The organism is Clostridium malenominatum (assembly GCF_039521365.1).
In the GTDB taxonomy this organism is placed as follows: Bacteria; Bacillota; Clostridia; order Clostridiales; family Clostridiaceae; genus Clostridium_AW; species Clostridium_AW malenominatum.
In genome coordinates this window covers 833,026-856,390 of sequence record NZ_BAAACF010000001.1, presented here as the reverse complement: position 1 = coordinate 856,390, position 23,365 = coordinate 833,026, and the positions used below count along the sequence as shown (strand labels likewise).

Genomic DNA, 23,365 nt, shown 5'->3' with positions numbered 1-23,365 from the left:
TACTTTAAATTATTCCTTATAATAGCTCAAAAGCCTCCATAGCTAAGCCTCTGTTTCTTATATATTCATATAATAATTTGTCCACTATATAAATATATATTATCTTCCTTCTCCCAACCTAACATCGGGCACAAAACGTTGCAAAGCCTCAATAAATTCCTCATATTGTTTTTTCTTTTTAATTGTGATTCCACCTAATATATTGCGGTCTTTATCACAAAGATTAGTAAAATATTCTCTTCCTAGTCCAATAATACTTGAATGATCTTTTAAGGATATAGTTTTAGTAGAATAAACCTCTGAAAGCTTAAAAATCTTATAATCTGTCAATGGAACTCTGCCAAATTTGTATACTAAATAATGTTCGGTAAAATAATATTCACCCTCACCATCTTTTAATTCAACCCTATGTAAAGGAGCTGACGCCATCTCACTGTCAAATTGGTAAGCTTCATCTTGTGTAATAAGTATTTCTTCTAAATTTTTACGAAGCTCTGGGCATCCTTGTTTGTTATTTTGACGTTTACCTAAGAAAAGAGCTAAACAGATTACAGCTATGATAATACCCATTACTGTAATCATAACAGGCATATTTTCTTCTGATGGTATCCCACCATTTATAAAACCTATTACCAAAAATAAAATAGGCATTACACAAATTATTCCTGCTACCATAGGAAATTGTTTTCTTTTTTTCTCACGAAATTCATCAACTATACGTTCTTGTTCTTTCAACCATTTTGATTGCATACGATTCCCCCTAACTTTATTTTTATTTATGCGTAACATTTATATGTTACACTATTATCAAACTTTAATCAATATTTTCCTTTTAGGGTAAATTAATCCTGAAAAGATTATCAATCAATTGCCTTATTTAAAGATTTGCTTCTTCCATTTCATTATCTGCATCTAGGGATGCTGTAACTTCATCTGTCCATGTAAAATGTCAACACCTATAATTATCATAGCAAAACAAGAGCCCCCTATGACAATCCTAAACTGTCATAGGAGGCTTTATTGAAAGGGGTAAATAACATTATAATTTTATTTCTATCTATTTATAACTATCTCTTTTCCTTCTTTACGTCTCTTGGCAAATTCAGCCGTTGCTGTGAAAATCACGTCTGTGGATGAGTTAAGTGCTGTTTCGCAAGAGTCTTGCAGAACACCTACTATAAATCCTACACCAACTACCTTCATAGCAATATCATTTTGTATACCAAAAAGACTACATGCTAGAGGAATCAATAATAGAGAACCACCAGCAACGCCTGAAGCACCGCAAGCACATATGGCTGAAAGTACGCTAAGGATTATTGCTGTACCTATGTCCACTTTAATGCCAAGGGTATGAACCGCTGCAAGGGTTAAAACAGCAATAGTAACAGCTGCACCAGCCATATTTATGGTAGCACCTAATGGAATAGATACAGAATAAGTATCTTTATCTAAACCTAACTTTTCACACAAGCTCATATTTACAGGGATGTTTGCCGCTGAGCTACGTGTAAAGAATGCTGTAATACCACTTTCCTTTAAGCACTTAAATACAAGTGGAAATGGGTTTTTACGAATATATGCAAACACAATTATTGGATTGATAACAAGAGCCACAAAGGCCATACAACCAATCAGAACTGCAAGTAGTTGTCCATAACTAAGTAAGGACTCTATTCCATTTGTAGCAATAGCATCGAATACAAGACCCATAATTCCTAATGGTGCAAAGTTTATTACCCATTTAACTATTTGAGATACCGCTTCTGAAAAATTAGAAATCATAATTTTTGTAGAGTCAGGTGCATTTCTTAAAGCAAAGCCAAGAAGTAACGCCCAAGACAATATACCGATATAGTTAGCATTATAAAGTGCTTTTACTGGGTTATCAACAATGTTCATCAGTAGTGATTTAAGAACCTCTGCCACACCTCCAGGAGCCGTTACATTTTCAGCGTTGGCTGTAAGTGTTAGATTTACTGGGAACATAAAACTTGCAACAACTGCTAAAAGTCCCGCTAAAAATGTTCCTAAAAGATACAAAACGATAATAGATTTCATATTGGTTTCATGACCAGCCTTATGTTGAGCAATGGCCGACATAACTAAGAAGAACACCAATATAGGAGCCACTGCTTTTAAAGCACCTACAAATAAAGAACCTATAATTACGATTGGTTTTGCTGCTTCTGGAATAGCTACAGCCAAGATAATACCAATAATTAAACCTACAATTATTTGTTTTACCAGACTCAATTCATTCCATTTTTTCATTAGATTTTTCATAAATTTTTTCCTCCTCTAAATAAGATATAAATGCAACAACTAATTAAGATATAAATACAGCAGCGTATAACTATCTAAATCTTCAGTATAGTGTACTACGAAATATAGACATTTGTCAATGGACTATGGACAAATTTTAAACACATTTGACAGAGACACAAAGACAGACAGTAAGAATATTAATATTTTTAAGTCCTTAAAAGATAAAGATTTGTAGCTTACTGAAATATATTGTACCCAAGCTGAATATAATTTAAAAAAAGAGTAAATTAGATATCACAAAATAATATATATGACTTATTATTTTTTAAGGGGGATGTATATGAAAAAGCTTACTTTATTGTTTTTAGCTCTTGTGTTATTAATTGCACCGTGTAACTCTGTATTTGCTCAAAGTAATAAAAACACAGATGATAAATTGCAAAGTATTAATTGGGATGAAAGACATACTATTGAATTTCATGATAATTTGTTAAAAGATTTGGCCATTAAGTATCCTAATATAGCAAAAACTTATCCAATAGGCCACACTTGGAGAGAAAGAAAGATAAATGCCATAGAACTCACCAGTAATGTAAAAAATGAAAAAAACAAAACTGGTATTGCTGTAATTGGAAATATTCATGGAAATGAGCAGGAATCAGCTGAAAGCGCATCTTACACTGCTTGGTGGCTAGCTACAAATTATAATACTGATAAAAAAGTAAAGAATATCTTAGATAATTATACAGTATACATTGTGCCTGTTATGAATCCTGATGGATATGCTCAATCCTTTATATATCCTATCAGAGAAAACTTGAGACCTACAGATCGTAATGGCAACAATATAGTATTTAGCGATCCTTATTCAGATACAGATGGCGATGGAATAATAGCTGACATATATGTAGGTGCTAAAGATTCAGCTATAAAAGATAGGAAAAAGATTGGTATGGAGAGTGCTGATTGGGATAAAAATGGAGTATTTGGAGATGATCCAAAGCAAAGTACTATTGATTTAAATAGAACCTTTGATTATTTATGGAATTACTTAGATGTAGATAGAAAACCAGCACTAGGTGGCAATGCATACACAAGAGCAGGAGCTAATCCTGCTATAGAACCTGAAGTAAAAGCTGTTCAAAACTTCTTATTAACAAAGAAAGTTCATGCTTTAGCAACCCTTCACACAGGTATACAATGTGTGCTAACCCCATGGTGCAATACCCCTGAAAAACCAAAGGATGCTAAATTTATGGAAAAAGTTGCAGCTGACATGACAAAGGCACTAGAGGATACTACTGGTAGAAAATTTTATTCAAAACAATCTTATGATGATTATCCTACTTCTGCTGAAATGATAGATTGGACATACGGTAGACTTGGTATACATTCATATACTATTGAAGTTTATCGCGGTGGCAAATCTAATCCAAAGGGTACAATTGAAGAGCAGTGCGCATGGAATAACGAATTACCTGCAGACATATGGGAATATAAAGGCGAATGGAATGGAGTTAAGGATGTATGGTTTAGAAAAACCTCAAGAGCACAAATGGTAGGAATTGCACCACCAGAACAGACTAAAATGGTAGAGGGCGCAAAAAATGCAATCCTTAAAATGATAGAAAGCGAACCTTATGGACCAGGTTCAGAAGCCCCTGAGTATTTATTTTGGGGAAATGGCTGGTAAAAATTAATTAAATAAAGTTTATATATTATTTTGTGAAAAACCTCTGAATTAATATTATGAAGAGGTTAGGCTGTTGGTAACATAATTTATCAACAGCCTTTTATGTGCTTCAACATCCTTTACTTCATTTATTCTTTTGATACATCTTTCTACAACTTCTATCTTATTAAATATTACATCATTACCCATATATACCTCCCCTTTCTTTTATACCTTTCAAAATTATTTCCCTCTCTTCATTTAATAAAGCATATTCTTTTAGGGATCTCATCTCAAAATACATTCTTCTAGTTTTATCTGTACAATAAATCTTTATTCCTGTACCTAAAATTTGAGCTTTAAATACAGTGGATGCTTTCTTTAAATCTATTAAATCTATATCTCTATTTAAACTACTAGCCAGCTCCTGTGCTACCATGAAAACCTGGTAATCTGAAAGGTTTTCTTCACTCAAAAAAGCTATATCAATATCGCTATCTTCTCTTAAAAGTCCCTTTGCTGCTGAACCAAAAACATATATTAAATAAGGATTAATTTTTTCTATCAATACTTCATTAATGCCATTGATAAACTCTTTATTCAACACCTCAACACCACCTGTCAAATAATCTATTTAATTCTATTATATCCTAAATTTATATTATATTTAAACGTTTCTATAGTTTCCTTCCATCTACTTCTTAAGAGCCATCTCCATGAATCAATATTCATACATTAGCAAAATAGGAAAAGAAGTATCTTCATATCTATGCTACTATATAATTAACGTACGGCAATTTCTTTATTATAGGAGGTACCTTGTGGATTATATAGATTTAATACAAAAGACAATAGATTACATCGATGATAATATTATTGAAAAAATAACTGTCAATGAGCTAGCTGAAATTGCAGGATTTTCAACCTATCATTATTATAGAGTTTTTAATAGTTTTGTTGGACTACCTGTAATGGAATATGTGACAAGACGAAAACTTCAATATGCCCTTTACCAGCTTAGTAATGGAGGAAAAATACTTGATATAGCATTAAATTATGGCTTTGAAACTCATGCTGGATTTACAAAGGCCTTTAAAAAACATTTTGGATATGCACCGAATTTTTATCGAATGCATGCCTCCATAGGTTTTCCACAGAAAATTGATCTAAAAAAATTAAGAGAAAATAGAATTGGAGGGGTTATAATGGAACCTAAAATAATTAAAAGAGATGCTTTTAAAATAGTTGGATATGAATTTAAAACTACTCTAAGAAACAATGCTCATACTAGAGATATTCCTGGATTTTGGAACCAATGCAATATTGAAGGCAAGGAAGCTAAATTATACGAAACTCAAAATCCACCTAGACATGGAGAGTATGGCATTTGCATAAATACAAATATGGAAACTGACCAGTTCTCCTACGTATTAGGAATAGAAGTTTTGAACTTTGACAACGCTATGGAAGATATGTATAAGCTTGAAGTACCTTCCGCCACCTATGCAGTATTTACCACTCCCCCTGTAGATGAAACTGATTTTGTAAGCTCAATTGAAGGCACTTGGAAATATATACTTGAAGAGTGGTTCCCAATCTCCGGATATGAAATTGATGATTCAAAACTAGACTTTGAATTCTATGATGAACGCTGCCATCCTTGGGAATGTAAAAAACTTTCTATGTATATTTACGTTCCAATAATAAAAAAATAATTATCCTAAAATTTATATCTAACACTTATGCCTAAAATCAAATAAACCTATTCATTTTATATACAATGAATAGGTTTATTACATAGATCTTTTATTTCTCGAAAGCTATTACAACTTCTTTTAGCATTTTTCTTATTTGAATATGTTGAGGACATGCCTTTTCACATACTCCACATTTTTTACAGTTTGAAGCTTTTTTATTATCTTCCACTGCAATATTATATATTTTTTTCGATGCTTTAACATCTCCATATATAAAAGCATCATTTAAAAGCTCAAAATTTACTGGTATATCAACCCCAAAGGGACATGGCATACAATATTTACAGTTTGTACAGTTTACTTTTATTCTGGATTTATATATTTCTTTAACTTCATCTATTAATGCAATTTCTTTTTCTGTTAGTGAATTTGGATAGGCTTCTTTTGCAGACTTTATATTTTCCTCTATCTGCTGAATTTCATTCATTCCACTTAAAACTACATCTACTTCTGGATGGTTCCATATGAATTTTAGTGCCCAATCTGCAGGAGTTCTTTTATTTTTAGCTTTATTCCATATAGCTTTAACATCCTTTGGAATATTTTTTACAAGACTACCACCTCTAAGAGGTTCCATTATTACAACTCCAAGGCCTTCTTTTGCTGCATATTCTAATCCTTCTCTTCCAGCTTGATAATTTTCATCCATAAAATTATATTGAATTTGACAAAAGCTCCAGTGATAGGAATCTACTATTTCTTTAAACAAATCTAAGTCATCATGAAAAGAAAAACCTGCATATTTTATTCTTCCATCTGCTAAAGCCTTATCTAAGAAATCAAATACATTATATTTTTTTAAACTCTCCCAATATTCTTTATTTAAAGCATGTATAAGATAAAAATCTATATAATCTGTTTGTAGTTTTTCAAGCTGTTCATTTAAATATTTGTCCATATCCTCTCTACTATTTATTAGCCAAGAAGGTAGTTTTGTGGCTAATTTCACCCTTTCTCTATAGCCATCTTTAAGTGCTTTTCCAACTAGAGGCTCACTCATCCCCCCATGATATGGGTGTGCAGTATCAATATAGTTAATTCCATTATCAATGCCATATCTTATTTGTTTTATAGCCTCTTTTTCATTTATTTTGGCAGGATTATTATCTATTACAGGAAATCTCATGCATCCAAAACCTAATATGGATACTTCCTCATTAGTTTTCCCCAGTTTTCTATATAACATAACCTCACTCCATTCTTATAAATAATAATATCTAGTACTTGTAAATATTATTACTTTAACTTTTAATATATACCTTCCAATAAGCAAAGTAAACAAAGGGACGGTTATCAACTTTTCACTACAATGCTTGTCTAAAAGCTTAAAAGTTATTAACCGTCCCCAATTTACTGTTTAAAATTACAAGTACACTTGTCATCTTGCAAAGTATACTTGACATACATATTCCCATATGATACCATTTAGTTAATGGAGGTGATAGTTTGAATGAAAGTATCCAATTAATGAACCGGCTAAAAGTAGCTCGTGCTGAAAAAAATCTATCACAGGAACAATTGGCTGTACTTGCAGGTGTAACCCGACAAACAATTAGTTCTATTGAAACAGGTCAGTACTGTCCTACTGCAAAACTAGCATTAATTCTTTCAAAAGTGCTTGATAAAAAATTTGAAGATTTATTTTATTTTGAGGAGGTTAAAAATAATGATTAATAAGATGGTAGAAAAAGATGAACGATCAACTTTTATTGAAAATATTAGTTACAAATTTGGATATAACTTCATTGCATTTACATTACTCCTTGATGTTGTGTATAGGGGAGTAAGGTTCAATGAAGCAGCCTGGGATTTACTTATTATAGTTATAATAAGTGGTTTCGCCATGACAGTATATCAATATAAACAAAAAATTTTAGGAAGAACTTGGATAAAAACTGTTGCTTTAACATTTGCGATTACCTTTATTTTTGCTTTTTTATTAGCATTGATTATAAAAAAATTCTGAAACTAAAAAAATTAAACAAATCAAAGGGACGGTTATCAACTTTTCACTATAATGCTTGTCTAAAAGCTTAAAAGTTATTAACCGTCCTCTATTTATCCCTATAGAATATTATGAAAATTCATGTTCTATAATTTCCTTCCATCCCACTTCTTAAGAGCTACCCTCATGGACCTAGCCATTTCCTTACTAAATTCCGCTCCTGTTTTTCTAGCAAAGAACATTTGAGCAAAATTTTCTCCATTGTATTTGTTGTTTTCAATGTAACCTTTTTCCTTTTCCTCAAACATTTCCTCTAGTTCATCTTTAGTAAGTTTTCTATATTTCTCTTCAAATACTATGAACTTTTTATCAAATCTTTTTCTATAAACTCTTTTATAATCTTCTTCATAGTATCCAAAGCATAGCATGCACACTGGAAATACCCAATCCTCTAAATTAAGAAACTCTTTGTGAAACTCATAGTTTTCAATTATATCGCCTATGTAGCAAGAGCCTATGCCTAGTGACTCAGCTGCAATAACAGCATTTTGTGCAGCTATAAGGGCATCCTCACAAGCAAGTATAAGGTCTGATTCTTGTGGTGCTTCAAAGGCAATGTTCTCCCTCTGTGCATATTCCTTAACTCCCCTATGAGCATAATAATCAAACCACTTTTGCTGATCTGCAGCAAAAATAAGAACTAGCGGTGCCTTCCCAATAAAGGGCTGATTGTCACAGGATTTGCTTAAAATTTCTTTTGTCTCGCTATCCTTGATCATAATAATAGAATATAGACATTGATTTCCCGCTGTAGGAGCCTTTATTGCGGAATCAATTATTAAATCTAAATGCTCCTTTGATATGTCCCTCTCTGCATATTTTCTAAGGGATACTCTTTTATTTATTACATCAATTACTGGATTCATGTTTCTCCTCCTTGTTAATAATTACTTATTTCATCTATTTATAAATTTATATTCTATATATATGAGCAAAATCCTTCATGTTATAACTATCCTATATGATGATTCTCTCACAAGTAGTGTACCTAGCGAATAATATATATAAACAAAAGATAATGATAATTTTACTGAACAAATAAATTTATAAGGAGAGGTACAAAAATGGATAATAATAAATCTATACCTCGGGCAGCTCTTGTGCCCGATCCCAACACTGGATACTTGATTCCGGACTATTTTGGTACCGCCAACTGGGCCTATAGTCCACCCCTTAGAAAGTTTGTTGATGCAATGCCGGGGCTAGGCCCTAATAACGCAAACGCTTTGGGTCAGTATATCCCGGTTGCTGTTCCCGATATAACCACCTATCCCGGTACTGACTACTACGAAATCGCAGTGGTTGAGTTTACAGAGCAAATGCACTCGGATTTGCCCCCTACAACGCTTAGAGGATATGTGCAATTGTCTACAACAATTATTCCTGGTGCTCATGTTGCTTTGACCTATAAAGGTTCGCCTATTTTGAAAGGTGACGGCACCCAGGCTTATGGTGTAGATACTCCCCATTATCTTGGACCTGCTATTGTTGCCAACCGCGGTGTGCCAGTTCGCATCAAGTTCTACAATCTGCTTCCTACTGGCGCTGGTGGAAACCTCTTCATCCCTGTGGATACAACCGTCATGGGTGCTGGAATGGGACCTCTAGGAATGGATGCTACTCCTATGGATTACACGCAAAACCGTGCTAATATCCATCTTCATGGTAATAACACCGTATGGATCAGCGATGGAACACCACATCAGTGGATTACCCCAGCGGGAGAAAACACTCCTTATCCTCAGGGTGTCAGTGTAGTGAATGTCCCTGATATGGAAAATGTAGATGACCCTCGCGATGGTATGCAGACCTTGTACTACACCAACGCACAAAGTGCTAGACTAATGTTCTATCATGATCACTCATATGGTATCACTCGACTCAATGTCTATGTGGGAGAAGCCTCAGCTTATTTACTGACAGACCGAGTGGAACAGGATCTAATCAATGGCACCAACCAATCAGGCGTAAATCCTAGTTTTAAAAAAATTCTTCCTGATCTTGGCATTCCACTAGTTATCCAAGACAAGACTTTCGTTGATGCCGCTACTATCCTCGATACGGATCCTACTTGGGCATGGGGAACAACTCCAAGCACACCTAATACAGGCGACCTTTGGTACCCTCATGTTTATAGTCCAGCACAGAATCCCTGGGACATTAGTGGAGCAAACCCGTTTGGCCGCTGGATGTATGGTCCGTGGTTTTGGCCACCTACAACCAATATAGAACATGGCCCAATTCCAAACCCTTACTATGATCCCGTAAATGCACCCGAGCAACCGCCGATGATACCTGCAACACCTAATCCCTCAATGCCAGGAGAAGCTTTTATGGATACACCCATTGTTAACGGTACGGCCTACCCCTATCTAGAGGTAGAACCTAAAGCTTACCGTTTCCGTATCCTAAATGCCGCAAATGACCGTTTTTTTAATCTACAGATGTATGTAGCTAATCCTGATGGCAATACCTTACCTGGCACAGGTTATGGCACAGAAGTTAGGATGGTTCCTTCTTGTGGAACACCAGGGATTCCTGCTGATTGGCCAAGTGGCATACCTGACCCTAGCTTAAAAGGACCAGACTGGATTCAAATCGGCACTGAAGGCGGTTTCCTTCCAGCACCTGTGGTAATACCCAGCCAGCCAATCACCTGGAACTTAAATCCAACAAATTTCAATTTTGGAAATGTGGATCAACATTCGCTCCTATTGGGAGCTGCAGAACGAGCAGATGTCATCGTTGACTTCTCCATGTATGCCGGAAAAACACTAATTCTTTACAACGATTCTCCCGCAGCTTTCCCTGCCGCCGACCCCCGCTATGACTATTACACGGGTAACCCTGACCAAACTCCAGAAGGTGGTGCACCTCCCACTCAACCTGGCTACGGCCCTAATACCCGTACTATTATGCAAATTAGAGTGGCAGCTGCTACTCCAGTTCCCTATGATATAACTTCTTTGGAGGCAGTGTTTGCTAAAACAAACGCTAAAAGAGGAGTATTTGAAGCGTCTCAGGATACTATTATCATACCGCAGGCCGCATATAACTCCGCCTATAATGTTACGAATTTACCTGGGGATGCTGACAGTGCCTATGTGCAACTTCATGAATTCTCCAAGACCTTTCAGCCCATATATGCCAGCGGAGCTCTTCTACCAGCTGTTACTCTACCACTAGAACCCAAGGCTTTGCAAGACGAAATGGGTGAAGTCTACGATACCATGTATGGACGAATGAGCGGTATGCTTGGACTTGAATTTCCGGTGTCCAGCTCCAACTTTAATCAATTTGTAGTTTACGGTTATGCCAGTCCTCCCGTTGAAATTATTAAAGGCACAGCAAATCTAAATGCGACTCCTATTGGCTCTCTTAATGATGGGACTCAGATTTGGAAAATTACTCACAACGGCGTGGATACCCATACCATTCACACCCACTTGTTTTCTGCACAGCTCATCAACCGTGTTGCCTGGGACGGAGCTTTGATACCGCCTGATGCTAATGAGCTAGGCTGGAAGGAAACTTTTAGGGTTAATCCTTTAGAGCATACAATTATCGCAATGAGACCGAATATTCCTAGCCCTGCACAGGTGCCATTTGAAGTACCAAACAGCCTTCGTTTGATCGACCCTACAATGCCAGAGGGCGCTGTACTAGCACCTCCACCGCCTGCAGGATGGTTTGACCCACTAGGAAATCCAATTACCCAAATTACTAATCACTACGTTAACTTTGGTTGGGAGTATGTATATCACTGTCATATTCTTGCTCATGAAGAAATGGATATGATGCACTCTATGTCCTTTGCTGTTCCGCCAAGAACACCTTCAAACCTAATTGCTAGTATTATCGGCACTGGTTCAAGAAAGAGTGTATATTTAACCTGGATGAATAATTCGAAAAACCATACTAGCTTAATTATCCAAAGAGCGCTAAATAGCTCTGGACCATGGACTAATATAGCAACACTGCCATCGGATTCAAATTGGTACACTGATCAAATCGGAAACAGAAACGACACTTACTACTACCGAGTATTTGCCTCCAACACTGTTGGTGACACAGGCACTCCTGGTTTCCCTACAATAACAGTTAACTCTGACTTTTCCAATGTAGTAAGTATTGCTACAAATCAGGTTCAGCCACCTGCTGCTCCAACCAACTTGACTGCAAATTTACTAGGCGGGCCGAGGATTCTTCTGACCTGGCGAGACAATGCCATTAATGAAACTGGTTTTGTAGTTGAACGCTCTGATAATGGTGGAAACTATTTCGTCCTAGCCACAGTTAGCTCGAAAGCTTCCACTGGCACTGTCACCTACACTGATAGAACTGTCATCGCTGGCTATAACTGCATCTACAGGGTGGCAGCCGTGAATCAGGCAGGGTTATCAAATTACTCCAACTCAGCACAAGTGACTATATAGTCTACTACAATATCTAATTAAATTACTGTAATATACAACGCTTAAAAAAGGAAAGAATTTTATGCTTTAAAAATTCTTTCCTTTAATCTTTTTGATTTATTTATCTTTCTAAATTTCAATCACTTTTTATTGTTCATAATTTATTTATAATTCCATCACCTGTTTGCCACATACCATGCTCATACTAATATTTGTAAAGCCATAAAAAACAAATTATTAGGAGGTAGAAAAAATGATTAGCAAAAAATCAAAAATACTAGCTGCATTAAGTCTTTCTTTAATTATTGGCCTTAGCTCTAATGTTTTTGCAGCAAAAGATTCAACTTCTAAGGAAACTAAAAAATCTAATAAGATGATAGAGATGTTTAAAACGAAAAAATCCCCTGTTAATGATGGATTTGGTCAGTTAATCCAAAAGTTAGGGCTAACAAGGGATGATATATCTACTGCAAAAGCTTCTGGTAAAACCTTATTTGATTTAGCAAAAGATAAGGGATATACTCCTGAGCAAGTTCGCGAGATGCTTATTCAAGCTAGAACTGAATCCATAAGCAAAGCTGTAACTGATGGAAAACTTACTAAAGAAAAGGCTGATGAATTAATCAGTAAAGTAAAAGAACAGGCAGCCAAGTGGGACGGTTCTATAAAATATTTTAATAATAATGATAAACATAAAAAAGCTGAACAATTTTCTCCAATGGAAGCATTAGGACTCACAAAGGAAGATATAAAAGCTACAAAAGACTCTGGTAAAACCATATATGACTTAGCTAAAGAGAAGAAGGGCATGACCCCTGAGCAGGTTAAAGCTGCACTTATAAAAGCAGAAACTGATAAAATAAGTAAAAAGGTTTCTGAAGGAAAAATAACTCAAGAAAAAGCTGATGCTATGATAGCAAAAGTTAAAGAAAGAATAGAAAAGTGGGATGGCAGCTTAAAACCATCAAAGCCTTTCCCAAAAACAACTGTAAAGGAAAAGACGCAAAAAGAAGCTATGTAAAACCATAGCTAACAGGGAATGAGGATAATACTTCCTCATTCCCTTAATTTTTTAAACTACAAAATAAAACTTTACTCCCCTATCTGTATTTTTCACTCCATAGGAATAATTATGAGCTTCAAGTATATTTTTAACTATAGAAAGGCCTAAACCCGTTCCTCCTAGTTTTCTATTTCTTGATTTATCAACTTTATAAAACCTATCCCATATTTTGAAAAGCTCTTCCTCAGGAATACTTAACCCAGTATTTTCAATGTCTATGAAAATTTTATCATCCTTATTGACCATGTTAACATATAGGGTGCCATTTTTATTTACATGTCTTAAAGCGTTAGTAATAAAATTAGTAATCACCTGCTCCATTCTATTCCAATCAGCATAAACCATGGTATTTTCCAATAAGCTTAATTCAATTTTAACTCCCTTTTCCTCAATAATATTTCTATATTTTTTCAGAGTAAATTTTATAAGGTTGCATATATCAAATTCTTCCCGGGTAAGCTTAAAACTGCCAGACTCTAAATTAGACAAATCCAGCATATCGTTTACTAAGCTGGCCATCTTTTTTCCTTCATCAATTATGATATCAAGATAATAATCTTTTTCTTCTCCCTCAAAAATATTATCTTTTAATCCCATAGCATACCCATCTATAAGGCTTATAGGGGTTTTTAATTCATGGGAAACTGCCGCTACAAATTCCCTTCTTGCTTTTTCTAGTTTTCTTTCCTTCTCTATATCTTTCTCTAGCTTTGCATTAGCATCTTTTAATGATGTAAGAGCTTCATTAAGATTTTCTGATAAGAAATTTAAAGATGAAGCAACATTTCCTATTTCATCTTCACTTTTTACAGTGCATTTTTCAGAAAAGTCCAATCTAGCCATTTTTGTTGCCACATTATTAATCTTTATAAGAGGTTTTGTTATCATATTTGAATATATAAATGCCAAAATTATTATAAAAAAAACTGCTCCAATAGAAAAGTACCCATATAGCTCCTCTATAACGGATACAGCTTCATTGATAGGTTGAAGGGAAGTTATAGCAAAAACTATTTCATCTCTTTCATTATTAGGTGAAATAGCAATTATATTCCCTGTCTTATCTGGCTTTCTTTGTGTTACTATAGTTACGGCATTCTTATTTTTTTTAAATTTCTTTAAATTACGAGGGGTAATTTCTTCTACCCATTGTTTTATAAACTCTGTAATCTCTCTTACCCTGGTTATATCTGCTTTGTTTTTAGTGGGCTTTGCTATTAATTTTAATCCATTTGAGCTATCTAGTATTACTATCTTTATATTATAAGTTTCTTCGTATTCCTCAATGAGCTGAATAGTTCTTTCATCACTAGAACTTTTATTATAATCTACTTTAAATTTTTCAATATTGGTTTTTAATCCACTTTTTTTCTTGCTTACATAAAACTTTTGAAAAAATACCGTTTGAATTATCAAAGTAGTCCCAATAAAAAGCGCAAACATAAGAGCTGATATTATAAAAAGTTTTTTGGTTATACTTTTTTTCTTATTTATCCCTATGTTCAAATTTATAGCCAACTCCTCTTATAGTAGATATTAAGTAAGCTTTTTCTCCAAGCTTTTCTCTCAGTCTTTTTATATGAGTATCTACTGTTCTATAGTCTCCCTGAAAGTCCATTCCCCAAATATAATCCAATATTTTTTCTCTAGTTAAAACAATGCCATTGTTGAAGGAAAAATATAACAATAGTTCATATTCCTTTAATGATAAATTTAAAGGGCTTCCATCTAAAGTTACCTTGTAGGCTAATTCATCAATATGTAGTCCATCAAAATAAAATCCCTTTTTCTTCTCAGGTTCACAGTAATAAGCTCTATTTATCAAAGCTTTAACCTTTGCCATAAGTATTCTTATATCAAAGGGCTTTTTAATATATTGATCTGTACCTAACTCATAACCTAAAAGTTCATCTTCCTCTTCTCCCTTTGCAGTTAAAAATATTATAGGTACATTAGAGCTCTTTCTTATTTCTCTGCATGCTGTAAAGCCGTCCATAACAGGCATCATAACATCCAATATTATTAAATGTACTCCTTCAGTTTTAAAAATCTTTAAAGCATCTATGCCAGTTTCAGCTTCTATGGTTTCATACCCTTCTCTTTTTAAGTATGCCCCTATAAGCTTTCTCATTCTTTCCTCATCATCTACTATTAAAATTTTTTCTTTCATAGCTGTACCCTCTGACTTTTTATTCAAATCTTCTAATATTTTCATTACCTTATCTTTAATTTTGCCACTTAGTAGTCTTAAATACAATACTAGTAATTCAACATTTTTTATTTATATATATAGGGACAGTTATCAACTTTTCACTATAATGCTTGTCTAAAAGCTTGAAAGTTATTAACCGTCCCCTAAATTTAAAATTTCAAATTTTATTGTTTGCACAAGAATGTATATGTTGTTTCATCCATATTTTTTACTATTGTATTAACTCCATATACTTGTTTTATATTTTCTTCATTTATTACTTCCTTTGTATTTCCATATGAGTATACTCCAGAGTTTTTAAGCATAATTATTTTATCTCCATACATTGAAGCTATGTTTAGGTCATGAATAGACATTATAGCCATAATATTTTTTTCTTTTACTAAGGAGCTTATTATTTCTAAGGTTTCTAGCTGATTTTTCATATCCAAACTACTAGTTGGTTCATCTAAAAGAATTATAGGTGATTGTTGAGCTATTGCTTTTGCAATAAATACCCTTTGTCTTTCTCCTCCACTAAGATTGTTGATATTTTTAAAAGCTATATTATTTAAATTCATCTCTTCTAATATATTAAAAACTATTTCTTTGTCTTCTTCTTTCACTTTAAAATTTATATTTTGCACTCTACCCATTAAAACTGTATCAATTACGCTGATAGGAAATGCAGTGTGGGTACTTTGAGGAACATAGCTAAATAATTTTGCTAGTTCCTTTGTATTCATTTTATTTATAAGTGTTCCATCTACAAGAACATTACCAGAGGAAGGTGGTATTATTCTGCTTATACATTTTAGTAAAGTAGTTTTTCCCGTTCCATTAGGTCCAAGTAAACAAGTTATTTCACCACTATTGGTTTCAAAACTTATATCTTTTAATATTGGAGTCTTTTCATAAGAAAATCCCAGTTTATCAACTTTTAATTTCATTAAAAATACTCCTTCCTATTTTGAATTATTAAATGTATAAACAAAGGTACACCAAGGTATGAAACTACTATACCCACTGGAATATTTACAGGAGCTAATAAAGTTCTCCCAATGGTGTCTGAAACCAATAGTAATATTCCTCCAAATATTGCTGAATAGGGTATTAAAAATCTGTGATCTCCTCCTACCATAAGCCGTGCTATATGGGGAGCCACTAGTCCTACAAAGCCTATTACTCCTGTGAAACTTACTATTGCTGCTGTTAAAAACACTGAAAATACTCCAACAACGGTCCTGCTTTTATCTGGATTTATTCCGAGAGTTTTAGCCATTTCATCGCCACCTGAAACCATGGCATTTAAAATCCAAGAATGTCTCATAAATACACATAAACTTACACTTAATATAACACCTAACAATAAAACATGTGACCATTTAGCACCATTTATACTTCCAAAAGTCCATTGTACTGCTGATGCCAGTTGATGGTCATCAGCGTAAAAATGGATAGTTGAGGTTACTGCACTAAATAGATAATTTATGGCTATACCAGATAGTATTATTGCTTCTGGTTTCATTCCTAGTTTTATGGAAATAGAATATACAAATATTGCACAAAGAATAGCGAAAATAAATGCATTTGAAATAATCCCTAAGTTACTATTGGAAAACAAGCTTATTCCAAAAATCATTGCTATAGACGCTCCACAAGCCGCTGCTGAGGATATCCCTATGGTAAAAGGGCTTGCCATAGAATTTTTAGTAATTCCCTGCATTATAGTTCCCGATACAGCAAGTCCCATTCCAGCTAAAACAGATAAAATGATTCTTGGAAGCCTTAAAAATACTATTACCTTTTGTTCCATATTAACTGAATTATTAGTTATAATATTTTTTATAGCACTAAGTATTTCTTTTAAAGAAACATCTACAGCTCCCACTCCTGTAAAGATAGCCATAAGTATGATGGTTACAATAATACTTATAGGAATAAACAAAAGTTTTATTTTAACTTTTTTATCATATTTTCTTCGTATATCACTTTGGGATATATTCAATGATGCCACCTCAATTTGCTTTACTTTATTTCTTTATTTCTGGGTAGAAATGTCCCTGTAAATTTTTAAACCCTTGGAAGTCTTCAAGCCATTGTCTATATATTTCATCAGGATTCAAATCCTTAAGTTGTTCAGGGTACATCCATTTAGCCATATATACAGCCCCTATTAATTTAGATGCTCCACCATGGCCAAACTGTGACATGGTATATACATTGTTATTTTTTACAGCATTAGTTTCATCCCAGCCTGCACGTTTTTTAATATCTTCAATTGTTTTATCCATTAACTCTTTAGACGGCGCCTCATATAATCCTGTGCCTTTTATAGCTTTATCTGGAGTAACATTTTTAAATATGAAGTCTGGATTCCTTTTTACTATCTCTTCTGAATCTACCTTTTTACCATGCATATCTTTAGGTGCATCTTCAAAAATATTTATTCCCCCAGAGTAGTTTATCATGTTAGCATAATAGTCTCCTGGGAAAGATGTATTATATTCTGTGGTACTTTCAAAATACACCTTCTTCTTTTCAACATCTTTAAGAGCTTTTTTTATGTACTCAATTGGCTCATTAAAATATTTTATAAACTTTTCCGCTTCTTTTTCTTTATCAAACATTTTACCTATGTTAGTTATTTGATTTTGAAAATCTGCCGTATCATATCCTGAAATAACAAATACCTTTATTCCAAATGGCTCTAGTTTTTTCTCAGCTTCTTCATAAGATCCATTGGCAGGAAGAATTAGTACTTCTGCACCTAATTCAGCTATTTTCTCATAGTTAAGATCCTTTGCATCTTTTCCGATAGTGTTTTTAGGGTCAAATTGTTTCCAATATTCTCTATCTTGGGCAGTACCCATATCTACTGCAATTACACCATTTATGGCTCCACAGGCACGAATAAGTTCGCTATTGTATCTATTAGCTACTACTGCTTTTTTTACTGGGAAAGGCAATTCTACCTTTCTTCCTACGTTATCCACTAATATAATTGTGTTATCCTTATCTGCTTGTTTTTCCCTTTCATCCTTGGCACAACCAGATAAAACGAAAATAGGTATTAACATTAACACCAAGATAAATTTAAAAAGTCTTTTTTTCATAATAAAATCCTCCTCTTAATTAATATGTGTAGGTAATTTCATGGAAGGGCTTATTATTTTTACTCAATAAAAAAAGGCTACTCAAAAAAAGTAGCCATAATTCACACAAATAAAATTTTAACCGCTACCTCCCACCGAGATAAATAATTAATTTTTATAAGGCAGGTCTCCTGACTTCAATTTCATCCTACTACCTTACCTTCCCAATTTAATAATCAGTGGCTATAAGGGTTCGTCCATTTTACAGTAGCGGGGGCTGTGTGGTTTTAACCAACTTCCCTATTAATTACATATGTAAACCTTATATTAATATTAAGTTTTATTTCATTGTCTATACTAATACAATTAGTAATTGTTGTCAATGCAAATTTTGTAATATTTCATCCTGCTATTTTTATAATAGGGCTTATGTTAATGACTTTTTCTTTATAATTCTAAATTTCTAATACTTTTTCATAACAATAAAAAGTTTTTTCTTTCCCCAAAAAACTCATCTCTCCAATAAGCTTATAACCACTTTTCTTAAAAAATCCGTTCATTTTTATATTCAATGAATAGGTATCTGTTTTTAAATATCTTATGTTATTTCTTAGTGCTAATTCATGGGCAAAGTTTATAAGTTCCGTTCCTATTCCCCTTTGTCTACGGTTACCACTTACAGCCATTCTGTGTACAACCAATGCATCTTCATCTAAGGACCAGTTTAATTCTTTATATTCATCAGGCTCTTCTCTGTTAATGCAAGCGAATCCAAGAAGCTCACCTTCTTTTTCTATTACATATAAGTCACCTTTTTCTATATCCTTTGCAAAATCTTTTTCCTTAGGATAATTTTCATCCCACTGATAGTTATTATAGGAATGCATTTCAACAATAGTTTCCTTAATAATTTTCATAATAACTTTTAAGTCTTCCCTATTTGCTTTTCTTATCATAATTACCACTCCATCTATACTTTTTCATCTGTTCTCTGCCTTATCTAAAACTAGTTCTATAATTTCTTCAACGGGCTCTATACCATAATACATGGCCTCCGTCATTGGTGTTCTTTGAGTTTCTAACATTTTATTATTCTATTCCTCTCGTCCTTTCCCTGAATCTCTTAATTCTATTAGGTCATCAGGATAAGGGGCGAAAAAACTTTGTTCTAGCATCTCTGTTATTCCAAATCTAATGGCATAGGATTTTATCATGTATAAACAAGTACTTAAGGGCAATTTGCCTTCCCTATATTTTTCTATGGTATCTCTTATAAATTCCTTTTCCTCTAAGGTTATATATTTTGAAAACAGAGCCATAGATTTATTTAGAACATTTATATTAGAAGTATACCTAGCATTTTTAGAAAAAGCCATTTTTAAATGTCTTTCATACTCCTCTAATACTTTTTCCACTTTATACTTTTCATGATTTGCTACAATGTTCCCTAGTTCCTTTAACTCCTTTTGATTATATGCCATGAGAAGCATTTTATTTCTACTGTGGAATTTAACTAGTTCTCCCATGGTATTAGCATTTTTTATCCCTCTAAAAGCAGCATTTATATAAATTCTGGTTAAAAAGTGTTCCCTAATTTTATAATTAGTCAGCCTTCCTTCATCCTCTATAGGATAATTAGGATAGTTTTTAATAGCTGCTTCTGCAAAAAAGCCTACTCCTTTTTCAGAACTTGAAGCTTTTTCTCTTCCGTTGTATATTTTAACCTCTTTAATACCACAAGAAGGGGAACGGCTCTTTAGTATGAAACCATCTATATCCTTAAGCTCTCCTATAAACTCTTTAGAAAACTCTACCATATCCTTTGTAAAGTCTCCTCCTGTTTTAGGTTGGATTAAATATAGCTCTTCCTTTTCTTTAATTATTCTTAAAGATTCCCTAGGTATTGGCAGTCCAATTTGGACTTCGGGGCAAACTGTAATAATTTCTACTTCACCTTTTAGCTTTTCTATAAAATCCTGAGAATTCATCTGTCCATCATATCTACAGGCTTCAAATCCAAGACATCTACTTACACAAATTCGTGGCTTTTCAAAGTTTATCATATATTCCCCTCACTTTTAATTTAAATTTACTCTTAATTACTATCCCTCAATAATTCCGCGAATTTCTTCTTCCACACCCCTTAATTCTCTTTCAAAATCATTAAGATTTCTTCCTAAGACATTTAATAATTTATTTACATTGTCGGAGGTAGCATATACATTGTTCAAGGAATCATTTATTCTTGATTGTACAACCCAGTCTGATATGAGCCCATCAAAGAAGTAATCTGCAAAGGTTGCAAAGGAGCCTACATTTATGTCTATATTTGAGGACAAGTTTACATCTGATAATTCTCTTCTAAATACTCCAAGAAGTCTTTGAGCTTCATGAACATAGTTTTTAGCTTCATCTATTTTTGAATGTTTTGCTGCTGTAGCTAAAAATCCTCCGCCAAGCATATCCCATTGTCCCCAGCCCTTTGCGCTTTCTAAGGAGGATATAACTTTACCGAAGGCTTCTCTAACTCTTTCCCCTGCATTTATGGCTTCCTTTGTTTCTTTAATATTTGATTTTAAATCAGAAGTTTTTTCTGTAAGTTCCATTAATTTTTTAGCCTTTAAGTCATTTCCTTGTAAAATTAATTTTTCTTTGCTTTTCATTAATTCTTCATATTGCTCATGCACATTAGCATACTCATTAAGCTCTTCATTATAAGATATTAGCTCCTTTTCCAAGGTAGTTATTAAACTACAGCACTCTTCATATTTAAGCTTAGCCCCCAAATATTCCTGCCTTTCCTTTTCAAGTTGCTGCTCTTTATTTCCTAAAACAGAATAAAATAGCCCTGTAATACTTAGAGACTGGAGCCTTTCAACATCCTTTTCCTCATCCTTTAAAATTTTATGTAGCTCATTTTTTTTAGCTATCTGGTTGTTTAGTTCTTCCTTAGTTCTTTTTAAAAGATTTTGTAGTTTTTCTTTTCTTCTCATTTTTTCTTTGGCAGTAGAAATATCTTTATTTAACTCTTCAAACATATAAATTTCCCCTTCCCATGATAATCTTCACTTTATATACTAATTATAATATATATTTAACCATATGGTGATATAATATATCTATAAGGAGGGATGATCATGAAAATTGTACAATATTTTAAAAATATACTATCTAGTCTTTATTTAAGTTTAAGAAGATTTCCTTTTACCATATTGCTTTCTGCTTCTATTGCAGCTGTACTTATAGCCATACATGAAATTAGACCTTCCGAGGATAATTTGGCTAAAGTAGCCATGGTTTTAGCCCTTGGTATTCCTCTTTCTCTTTCTATAAAGCTTTTCTTTGAGAAGAGAAACGAAGAAAAGAGCCCTAAGCTTTTAATTAGCTACGGTGTGGGTGCTATAGCTTTAATTGTATATTACCTATTTTTATTAAAAGGCGATATGGGAATGGTGACTACTACAAGATATATGGCTGTTAGCTTAGCTTTATACATGACCTTCTTGTTCACCCCTTATTTCCCGGGAAAAGATGGCTTTGAAATGTATGTGATACAGGTGGCTACTGGATTTTTTACAACGGTAATATACTCCGTAGTACTTTTCGGTGGACTTTCAGCAATTTTATTTGCTATAGATAGACTTCTTGGAATAGAGGTTTTAGGTAAGGTTTATTATTACACTTGGCTTTTTGTAGTGTTCCTCTTTGCGGTGTCATATTTCCTATCTGGAATACCGCTAAAGGATAAAGTAATATCCTCAAAGGCTTATCCAAAGCTTTTAAGAATACTTATTTTATATATTGTAATGCCACTACTTACAGCCTATACCCTAATACTTTACGCCTACTTTGGAAAGATTATAATTACACAAACCTGGCCTGTGGGTCTGGTTTCCCATTTAGTCCTTTGGTATTCCGTAATTGTAACCTTAGTATTGTTTTTTATAACTCCAATACTAGATGAAAGTAGCTGGGCTCATAAATTTTTAAAGGTTTTCCCTAAGGTTTTACTTCCTCTTATAATCATGATGTTTATATCTATTGGTATTAGAATAAATGCCTATGGAGTTACTGAACCTAGATATTACGTAGTTATACTTGCCCTTTGGGTGTTTTCCATTATGATTTACTTTTCCTTTATTAAAAAACTTAGAAATATATATATCCCTGCGAGCCTTGCAGTTATAGCTTTAATTTCAGTGTTTGGCCCTCTTAGCAGTTATTCCCTATCAAAATATAGTCAAAATACTAGACTAGAAAATATTCTTGTTAAAAACAACATGCTAAAGGATGGGAAAATACAAAGTTCCTCTGCTGTTCCTAAAGAAGATAAGATTAATATAAGCAGCATACTTAGTTATTTTAACAGAAACCATTCTCTTAAAACTCTTAAGTATATTCCTGCGAACTTTAAGATAGAGGACATGAACAAAGTCTTTGGTTTTTCTTATGAAGACCCTATATATACTTCTCCTGATAGATATTTCTATTTCACAAAAATTTCAAAAGAAAAAGGAATGGACGTTAGAGGTTATGATTATTTCTTTGATATGGCTAGTATGTATAACAAAAACACTTCAGAAGCTAAAGATGTGGATGCGGTTTATGATTACGACAGCTCTACTTTGAAAATAAGCCATTTAGGAAGTGAAGTTTATAAAAAAGACCTAGAAGGTTTCATAAAAAATTTGATTTCTAAATATGGTAGTGGAGAGAGAGAAAATATGATACCAGAAGAGGAAATGACCTTCCTAGAGGAAAATGATAGGGTTAAGGTTAAGATTGTTTTTCAGCATATTTCTGGTAGCAAAAATAATTCTAGTGGAGAAATTAACGGTAAAGGCTTTGACTTTTATCTTCTAGTTAAAATTAAATAACTTTAAAAACAACTATCCTCAT

Annotated in this window: 21 protein-coding genes and 1 riboswitch; of the genes, 7 read left to right on the top strand and 14 right to left on the bottom strand. The window is 33.5% G+C overall.

From position 1 onward, the window contains the following. Positions 1-99: 99 nt before the first annotated feature. Positions 100-750 (bottom strand): hypothetical protein, encoded by a 651-nt coding sequence (locus tag ABDZ69_RS04260; protein ID WP_343766971.1) that lies wholly within the window; start codon positions 748-750, stop codon positions 100-102. Between the two features lie 303 nt (positions 751-1,053). Then, positions 1,054-2,286, bottom strand: a complete 1,233-nt coding sequence (sstT, locus tag ABDZ69_RS04255; RefSeq protein WP_343766969.1) for a serine/threonine transporter SstT — start codon at positions 2,284-2,286, stop codon at positions 1,054-1,056. A 322-nt stretch (positions 2,287-2,608) separates the two neighbouring features. Between sstT and ABDZ69_RS04250 the strand changes: the two genes are divergently transcribed. Beyond that, positions 2,609-3,961: a M14 family metallopeptidase gene (locus ABDZ69_RS04250; protein WP_343766967.1), complete on the top strand. Its 1,353-nt coding sequence runs from the start codon at positions 2,609-2,611 to the stop codon at positions 3,959-3,961. Positions 3,962-4,015: 54 nt separating this feature from the next. Here ABDZ69_RS04250 and ABDZ69_RS04245 read toward each other — a convergent pair whose 3' ends face one another. Together ABDZ69_RS04245 and mntA are read right to left on the bottom strand one after the other, a co-directional pair. Further along, entirely contained in the window at positions 4,016-4,150 is a 135-nt protein-coding gene (locus ABDZ69_RS04245) for a hypothetical protein (protein ID WP_343766965.1), read from the bottom strand. Further along, positions 4,143-4,547 (bottom strand): type VII toxin-antitoxin system MntA family adenylyltransferase antitoxin, encoded by a 405-nt coding sequence (gene mntA / locus ABDZ69_RS04240; RefSeq protein WP_343766962.1) that lies wholly within the window; start codon positions 4,545-4,547, stop codon positions 4,143-4,145. Before mntA ends, ABDZ69_RS04245 begins: the two co-directional genes overlap by 8 nt. Before the next feature lie 214 nt (positions 4,548-4,761). On the opposite strand from mntA, the gene ABDZ69_RS04235 reads away from it, so the two are divergent. Beyond that, positions 4,762-5,655 carry an AraC family transcriptional regulator gene (locus ABDZ69_RS04235; protein WP_343766960.1) on the top strand — a complete coding sequence of 298 codons (894 nt, stop codon included), beginning with the start codon at positions 4,762-4,764 and terminating at the stop codon, positions 5,653-5,655. A gap of 91 nt (positions 5,656-5,746) precedes the next feature. Here the strand turns inward: ABDZ69_RS04235 and ABDZ69_RS04230 are convergent, their stop codons facing one another. Further along, positions 5,747-6,883: an aldo/keto reductase gene (locus tag ABDZ69_RS04230; RefSeq protein ID WP_343766957.1), complete on the bottom strand. Its 1,137-nt coding sequence runs from the start codon at positions 6,881-6,883 to the stop codon at positions 5,747-5,749. Between the two features lie 281 nt (positions 6,884-7,164). Here ABDZ69_RS04230 and ABDZ69_RS04225 point away from each other — a divergent pair, with 281 nt between their 5' ends. Together ABDZ69_RS04225 and ABDZ69_RS04220 are read left to right on the top strand one after the other, a co-directional pair. Next, positions 7,165-7,371 carry a helix-turn-helix transcriptional regulator gene (locus tag ABDZ69_RS04225; protein WP_425544624.1) on the top strand — a complete coding sequence of 69 codons (207 nt, stop codon included), beginning with the start codon at positions 7,165-7,167 and terminating at the stop codon, positions 7,369-7,371. After that, the gene (locus ABDZ69_RS04220) at positions 7,364-7,663 is read left to right on the top strand and encodes a hypothetical protein (protein ID WP_343766953.1); all 300 of its coding nucleotides are present in this window, start codon (positions 7,364-7,366) and stop codon (positions 7,661-7,663) included. Before ABDZ69_RS04225 ends, ABDZ69_RS04220 begins: the two co-directional genes overlap by 8 nt. 125 nt (positions 7,664-7,788) lie before the next feature. On the opposite strand, the gene ABDZ69_RS04215 is transcribed toward ABDZ69_RS04220, so the two are convergent. Further along, the gene (locus ABDZ69_RS04215) at positions 7,789-8,568 is read right to left on the bottom strand and encodes a nitroreductase family protein (RefSeq protein WP_343766950.1); all 780 of its coding nucleotides are present in this window, start codon (positions 8,566-8,568) and stop codon (positions 7,789-7,791) included. A 198-nt stretch (positions 8,569-8,766) separates the two neighbouring features. Here ABDZ69_RS04215 and ABDZ69_RS04210 point away from each other — a divergent pair, with 198 nt between their 5' ends. Both ABDZ69_RS04210 and ABDZ69_RS04205 read left to right on the top strand, forming a co-directional pair. After that, positions 8,767-12,138, top strand: coding sequence for a hypothetical protein (locus tag ABDZ69_RS04210; protein ID WP_343766947.1), 3,372 nt, complete (start codon positions 8,767-8,769; stop codon positions 12,136-12,138). A 232-nt stretch (positions 12,139-12,370) separates the two neighbouring features. Beyond that, positions 12,371-13,138, top strand: coding sequence for a hypothetical protein (locus ABDZ69_RS04205; protein ID WP_343766944.1), 768 nt, complete (start codon positions 12,371-12,373; stop codon positions 13,136-13,138). A 51-nt stretch (positions 13,139-13,189) separates the two neighbouring features. On the opposite strand, the gene ABDZ69_RS04200 is transcribed toward ABDZ69_RS04205, so the two are convergent. The 8 genes from ABDZ69_RS04200 to ABDZ69_RS04165 form a co-directional block, all read right to left on the bottom strand. Then, entirely contained in the window at positions 13,190-14,698 is a 1,509-nt protein-coding gene (locus ABDZ69_RS04200; protein WP_343766942.1) for a sensor histidine kinase, read from the bottom strand. Further along, a complete protein-coding gene (locus ABDZ69_RS04195; protein WP_343769583.1) occupies positions 14,667-15,350 on the bottom strand; it encodes a response regulator transcription factor in 684 nt (227 codons plus the stop codon). Before ABDZ69_RS04195 ends, ABDZ69_RS04200 begins: the two co-directional genes overlap by 32 nt. Before the next feature lie 206 nt (positions 15,351-15,556). Beyond that, positions 15,557-16,321, bottom strand: a complete 765-nt coding sequence (locus tag ABDZ69_RS04190) for an ABC transporter ATP-binding protein (protein WP_343766939.1) — start codon at positions 16,319-16,321, stop codon at positions 15,557-15,559. Then, positions 16,321-17,379 carry a FecCD family ABC transporter permease gene (locus ABDZ69_RS04185; RefSeq protein WP_343766938.1) on the bottom strand — a complete coding sequence of 353 codons (1,059 nt, stop codon included), beginning with the start codon at positions 17,377-17,379 and terminating at the stop codon, positions 16,321-16,323. The genes ABDZ69_RS04190 and ABDZ69_RS04185 overlap by 1 nt, the downstream gene beginning before the upstream one ends. Positions 17,380-17,404: 25 nt before the next feature. Continuing rightward, on the bottom strand, positions 17,405-18,487 hold the full coding sequence (locus tag ABDZ69_RS04180; protein WP_343766936.1) for an ABC transporter substrate-binding protein: 1,083 nt from the start codon (positions 18,485-18,487) through the stop codon (positions 17,405-17,407). Positions 18,488-18,630: 143 nt separating this feature from the next. Next, positions 18,631-18,806, bottom strand: a riboswitch (cobalamin riboswitch). 115 nt (positions 18,807-18,921) lie between these two features. Continuing rightward, a complete protein-coding gene (locus ABDZ69_RS04175) occupies positions 18,922-19,422 on the bottom strand; it encodes a GNAT family N-acetyltransferase (RefSeq protein ID WP_343766934.1) in 501 nt (166 codons plus the stop codon). A gap of 138 nt (positions 19,423-19,560) precedes the next feature. Further along, a complete protein-coding gene (locus ABDZ69_RS04170) occupies positions 19,561-20,529 on the bottom strand; it encodes a YbgA family protein (RefSeq protein ID WP_343766932.1) in 969 nt (322 codons plus the stop codon). 39 nt (positions 20,530-20,568) lie between these two features. After that, the gene (locus ABDZ69_RS04165) at positions 20,569-21,504 is read right to left on the bottom strand and encodes a synaptonemal complex protein 1 (protein ID WP_343766929.1); all 936 of its coding nucleotides are present in this window, start codon (positions 21,502-21,504) and stop codon (positions 20,569-20,571) included. A gap of 99 nt (positions 21,505-21,603) precedes the next feature. Here ABDZ69_RS04165 and ABDZ69_RS04160 point away from each other — a divergent pair, with 99 nt between their 5' ends. Beyond that, positions 21,604-23,343, top strand: a complete 1,740-nt coding sequence (locus tag ABDZ69_RS04160; protein WP_343766927.1) for a DUF4153 domain-containing protein — start codon at positions 21,604-21,606, stop codon at positions 23,341-23,343. The last annotated feature ends 22 nt before the right edge of the window (positions 23,344-23,365 follow it).

Coding starts and splice junctions, on each gene's coding strand:
- ABDZ69_RS04260 (WP_343766971.1), bottom strand. CDS start 750: ATGCAATCAAAATGGTTGAAAGAACAAGAACGTATAGTTGATGAATTT.
- ABDZ69_RS04210 (WP_343766947.1), top strand. CDS start 8,767: ATGGATAATAATAAATCTATACCTCGGGCAGCTCTTGTGCCCGATCCC.
- ABDZ69_RS04245 (WP_343766965.1), bottom strand. CDS start 4,150: ATGGGTAATGATGTAATATTTAATAAGATAGAAGTTGTAGAAAGATGT.
- ABDZ69_RS04160 (WP_343766927.1), top strand. CDS start 21,604: ATGAAAATTGTACAATATTTTAAAAATATACTATCTAGTCTTTATTTA.
- ABDZ69_RS04250 (WP_343766967.1), top strand. CDS start 2,609: ATGAAAAAGCTTACTTTATTGTTTTTAGCTCTTGTGTTATTAATTGCA.
- ABDZ69_RS04215 (WP_343766950.1), bottom strand. CDS start 8,568: ATGAATCCAGTAATTGATGTAATAAATAAAAGAGTATCCCTTAGAAAA.
- ABDZ69_RS04175 (WP_343766934.1), bottom strand. CDS start 19,422: ATGATAAGAAAAGCAAATAGGGAAGACTTAAAAGTTATTATGAAAATT.
- ABDZ69_RS04230 (WP_343766957.1), bottom strand. CDS start 6,883: ATGTTATATAGAAAACTGGGGAAAACTAATGAGGAAGTATCCATATTA.
- ABDZ69_RS04195 (WP_343769583.1), bottom strand. CDS start 15,350: ATGAAAGAAAAAATTTTAATAGTAGATGATGAGGAAAGAATGAGAAAG.
- ABDZ69_RS04205 (WP_343766944.1), top strand. CDS start 12,371: ATGATTAGCAAAAAATCAAAAATACTAGCTGCATTAAGTCTTTCTTTA.
- ABDZ69_RS04220 (WP_343766953.1), top strand. CDS start 7,364: ATGATTAATAAGATGGTAGAAAAAGATGAACGATCAACTTTTATTGAA.
- ABDZ69_RS04165 (WP_343766929.1), bottom strand. CDS start 21,504: ATGTTTGAAGAGTTAAATAAAGATATTTCTACTGCCAAAGAAAAAATG.
- ABDZ69_RS04190 (WP_343766939.1), bottom strand. CDS start 16,321: ATGAAATTAAAAGTTGATAAACTGGGATTTTCTTATGAAAAGACTCCA.
- ABDZ69_RS04170 (WP_343766932.1), bottom strand. CDS start 20,529: ATGATAAACTTTGAAAAGCCACGAATTTGTGTAAGTAGATGTCTTGGA.
- ABDZ69_RS04180 (WP_343766936.1), bottom strand. CDS start 18,487: ATGAAAAAAAGACTTTTTAAATTTATCTTGGTGTTAATGTTAATACCT.
- sstT (WP_343766969.1), bottom strand. CDS start 2,286: ATGAAAAATCTAATGAAAAAATGGAATGAATTGAGTCTGGTAAAACAA.
- ABDZ69_RS04225 (WP_425544624.1), top strand. CDS start 7,165: ATGAACCGGCTAAAAGTAGCTCGTGCTGAAAAAAATCTATCACAGGAA.